This window comes from Candidatus Paceibacterota bacterium, assembly GCA_028714635.1.
Lineage (GTDB): Bacteria > Patescibacteriota > Minisyncoccia > Phycocordibacterales > JAQTLZ01 > JAQTLZ01.
In genome coordinates, this window is record JAQTLZ010000017.1 from 1 (window position 1) to 3,915 (window position 3,915).

At 43.4% G+C, this 3,915-nt stretch carries 6 protein-coding genes, 1 tRNA gene and 1 other RNA gene; 2 read left to right on the top strand and 6 right to left on the bottom strand.

Translation table 11 applies throughout. The features are described from left to right. Positions 1 to 210 (bottom strand): hypothetical protein (locus PHS53_05155; GenBank protein MDD5357499.1); only part of this gene is annotated, 210 nt, incomplete at its 3' end. A gap of 152 nt (positions 211 to 362) precedes the next feature. Here PHS53_05155 and rnpB point away from each other — a divergent pair. Beyond that, positions 363 to 743: RNase P RNA component class A (gene rnpB, locus PHS53_05160), an RNA gene on the top strand. Positions 744 to 777: 34 nt separating this feature from the next. Here rnpB and idi read toward each other — a convergent pair. After that, positions 778 to 1,290: an isopentenyl-diphosphate Delta-isomerase gene (gene idi / locus PHS53_05165; GenBank protein ID MDD5357500.1), complete on the bottom strand. Its 513-nt coding sequence runs from the start codon at positions 1,288 to 1,290 to the stop codon at positions 778 to 780. Positions 1,291 to 1,342: 52 nt separating this feature from the next. Here idi and PHS53_05170 point away from each other — a divergent pair, with 52 nt between their 5' ends. Continuing rightward, positions 1,343 to 2,089, top strand: a complete 747-nt coding sequence (locus PHS53_05170; protein MDD5357501.1) for a fatty acid desaturase CarF family protein — start codon at positions 1,343 to 1,345, stop codon at positions 2,087 to 2,089. A gap of 97 nt (positions 2,090 to 2,186) precedes the next feature. On the opposite strand, the gene PHS53_05175 is transcribed toward PHS53_05170, so the two are convergent. From PHS53_05175 to PHS53_05190, 4 genes are all read right to left on the bottom strand, one after another. Next, entirely contained in the window at positions 2,187 to 2,576 is a 390-nt protein-coding gene (locus PHS53_05175) for a hypothetical protein (GenBank protein ID MDD5357502.1), read from the bottom strand. A gap of 8 nt (positions 2,577 to 2,584) precedes the next feature. Next, positions 2,585 to 2,669: transfer RNA gene (locus PHS53_05180), tRNA-Ser, on the bottom strand. Positions 2,670 to 2,769: 100 nt separating this feature from the next. Next, entirely contained in the window at positions 2,770 to 3,672 is a 903-nt protein-coding gene (locus PHS53_05185; GenBank protein ID MDD5357503.1) for a TPM domain-containing protein, read from the bottom strand. Between the two features lie 10 nt (positions 3,673 to 3,682). Then, the coding region (locus PHS53_05190) for a LemA family protein (protein ID MDD5357504.1) at positions 3,683 to 3,915 on the bottom strand (233 nt) is incomplete at its 5' end.

A 3,915-nucleotide genomic window follows, 5' to 3' on the forward strand; every position in this document is an offset into this window, starting at 1 on the left:
GTACGAAATCTTGCCTTGGCGCAGAGAAGTTACTGCCCAAATAATGAAAGCGAGAAGCGTAGCGAGCGCTAACAAGAGATGCTTACTGAACGGAAACGTCGAGAAAGAGGCTGGTAAGAAAAATATCGGGAGAATAAAGGTGAGACCGAGGAGAAGAAAGACCGGCGCGCGCTCAAGAAAAGAAGAAACCTTCGGTGAATTTGGCATCATAATAGTAAAATGCTCGCTACAAAATAGTTGATAATGAGATTATTATATAAAAGAAATAGAAAAGTAACAACTGGGATAGGTCTCTGGATTAATAAAAAATAAGGGAAAAACCTAGTTTGCAATAAATTGATTTTTGTAGTATAATTTTCGTGCCTTTATGTTGGGCAGACACTCTTTTTCGCGAGAAAAAGGGAGGAAAGTCCGAACACTGCCCAGCCGTAGTTTTGGCCCGTAGAAATTTCTATTGATCAAAACTACGGCTGGGAGAATGGTAGCGGGTAACGCCCGTCTAGAGCAATCTACGAGGTGCGAACAGTGACGTTTCGTTTTGAAAAGAACGGAATACCCTTCACGGGGTAAATCTTTGTGGCAACACAGAGAGTGCAACGGCTAAATCCTTACCACAGTGCAAGGCCGTGCTCATCGAAAGATGTGAGTGCCGCTTGAGGGTGTTGGTAACAACACTCCCAGATAAATGTCTGCACATTGTCGAAAGACAAGGACAGAATTCGGCTTATAGGCACAAAGGTATGACGAACCCCGCGAAACACGCGGGGTTTGCCTTTTCTATTTTAAAAATCTGATTGTTCTCTCGAAAGCAATTCGAAACCAATAGGTATAAGTACCGGGATTTTTCTTTACATCCTCACGCAAAGCAGCCGGGGAAATCCATTTGAAATCTTCCGCCTCTTCGGGATTTATTTTCACTTCCCCATCAAATTTCCCGAGAAATACGTGATCAAATTCATGTTCCCGAATTCCATGGTCAAGGTCCGCTTTGTAGGTAAAACTAAAAACCTCCTTGAGCGGGCAATCGAAACCAATTTCTTCTTTTAGACGGCGATGTGCCGCTTTCTCTGTCTCTTCACCGGGACGAGGATGCCCGCAACAAGCATTTGTCCAAAGCCCTCCGGAATGGTACTTTCCTTTCGCTCGCCTTTGGAGAAGCATCTCACCTTTAGAATTAAACACAAAAATGGAAAAACAGCGGTGAAGTTTCCCCGCTAAATGCGCGGAAAGCTTCCCCTCTTCGCCGATAGGATTATCTTTCTCGTCAACAAGTATGATATGTTCTTCCATGAGGAAGTATTGTAGTATGATGGAAAGAAAATAACAAAAAATCCTTTTCGAAATGGCCAAAATTCAACAGCCAAATATAAACGAGATTCGGATGAAGATGGACAAAACGAGGCAAATCCTCCGCCTTTTCGCCTTTCTTTCTATCTGCCTATTCTTCCTTTTGGCAGTGGGAAAATTCTTTCTGCATAGAGAATATTTCTCATTCCTCTCTTTTATCGCAATCTTTTTGGGAAGCCTCCTCGTTGCCGATTTCCTCTCCGGAGTAATGCACTGGACTTTCGATACCTGGGGTTCTTCAAAAACTTTTCTCGTCGGCCCGCTTTTTATTCGGCCATTTCGTGAACATCATGTAGATGAGAAATCCATTACTCACCACTCTTTCATCCAAGCGAGCACGAGTGGAACTGCGACCGTCATTCCTGTCTGCATTGCCGTGCTTTTCATTCCACTCACCGGAGTAATTTCCTATTCAATACTTTTGTTCGTCTTTCTTATCTCGGTTTTTGTCTTTCTCACCAATCAAATTCATAAATGGGCGCATATGGATGCTCCGCCAAAAATCATTATGCTCCTGCAAAACGCTCACATACTCCTACCGCGCCAAGACCATCACATTCACCACATCGAGCCGTTCACCCAAAGCTACGCAATTACAACCGGCTGGACGAATCCATTTTTTACCAAGTTTCAATTTTTCAGACACGCAGAAAGAATAATCACGCGTATCACAGGAGCAATCCCCCGTGCTGATGATATTGGGGTTGAAGCGGCGAAAGAGCTGATGGAAAAGGGAAATTAAATTTTCCCAATGACCGAACGGCATTTGCCGTTCGGTCATTCGAAAAACTACTTTCTAATTCGCTCGAATTAGAAAGTAGTTTTTCCTTTGTGGTATTCTACTTTTTTCGATGTCGAAGAGAAAAATCAAGCTGATACTCCGGTATTCCCAGCGACATACCATATTGGGTTGCTTCATCGTATTGCTCTTTGCTTTTTCTATCGATATAAAAAACTTTATTGGGGAAAATAATATAGTGGTTATATTCATTTCTAAAATCCGCGTACCAAGAGCTCTTATGACTTTGATCAAGAGAGGTGCTTAATTTTTTTGCAATTTCTTCCGCTTTATTTTCAGGAATTTCGACTTTATGAAGTGTCCATTGTTTCAGCCACGGAGTCTGATGCTTCTCCACAACATCTTCGACTTTCGTGCTCAAAATTTTAATGCCTTTAAGAACATCTTTCTTCACTAAACTTTCTTCGATAATGGTGCCTTTATAATTCATATTTATTGCGGAGACGGCGAGATTTGAACTCGCGAGAGGTTTCCCCCTACTCGCTTTCCAAGCGAGCGCACTAGACCGCTATGCGACGTCTCCAACTTTCAACTAACAACAAGCACACTATCATCTGATAGGCAAAATCTCAAATAGAGATCCAGAAAGCTGACAGCTGAAACCTAAAAGCTAAAAGCTTTTCTCACCACCTCCCACTCGCGCCACCTCCGCCGGAAGAGCCTCCGCCAAAACCTCCGAATCCGCCACCTCCCCCACCAAAACCTCCGCCACCCATACGTCCTCCTCCTATCCACCAAGGTGGTCGGCCTCCGGTCGTTTTGCTTTTCTCAAACTGCCGAGAAGCAATAAAATCAAACAAAAGCCCAAGTGGAATAAGCGCAGAAAGAGAGATGAGCCCAATGTAAAAAAACCCAAAAAAGACGATTACAATGACCCCGGCAATTCCCCCGATTACTCCCCCCAGCCACCACGATTTTGATCTGCCCAAGATAGCGCCGAGCCAAGAAACAATGATAAATCCGATTACAAAAACAAAATTCAAATTTATATTCAAGTTTGAATTCAGTTGAGTGTCCGATTCTGCCGGTATTACATCGGTATTGCCACCCAAAGCGCTTATAATCGCATCCGTCGAATTCGAAATTCCGCCCACATAATCCCCGTTTTTAAAATAGGGAATGGCGATTTTCTGAATAATTCTATTTGCAGTAGCGTCGGGAAGATCTCCTTCAAGCCCATATCCGACTTCAATCCTAGTGGCTCTGTCATCAATCGCCACCAGAAAAAGCACACCGTTGTCTTTCTCCCTATTCCCAATTCCCCACGCCTGAAAAAGATTTACGGCATAATTCTCAATTGTGTCTCCACCAAGATTTTGTACTGTCACTACGCTCACTTCATTTCCCGTCTGTGCAGAAAAATCCTTAAGCTTTGTCTCAAGCGCGTCTTTGTCCGCTGGAGAAAATACGTTTGCAAAATCATTTACAAATCCAGTCGGATTCCCGGGCGAGACAAAAGCGTACGCCGAATGAACAAAGACGAAAGAAAAGAGAACGAGGAGAAGAAAGCCGCAGAACTTTCTCATTATAATTTAGTTAAAACGAAACTTTTGGAGCATTCTCTGCACCAGTCGCGGACTGGAAATATGCGTGTTCGCTAAAGCCAAAGACCTTCGCGAAGAGAGAGGTCGGGAATGTTTTCACTTTCAGATTGTACGTCTGCACCACATCGTTGAATCGAGTTCGTTCTACAGAAACGCGATTTTCCGTACCTTCAAGCTGTGCCATACGTGTCTGCACAGTATCGGAAGTTTTCAATTCAGGATAAT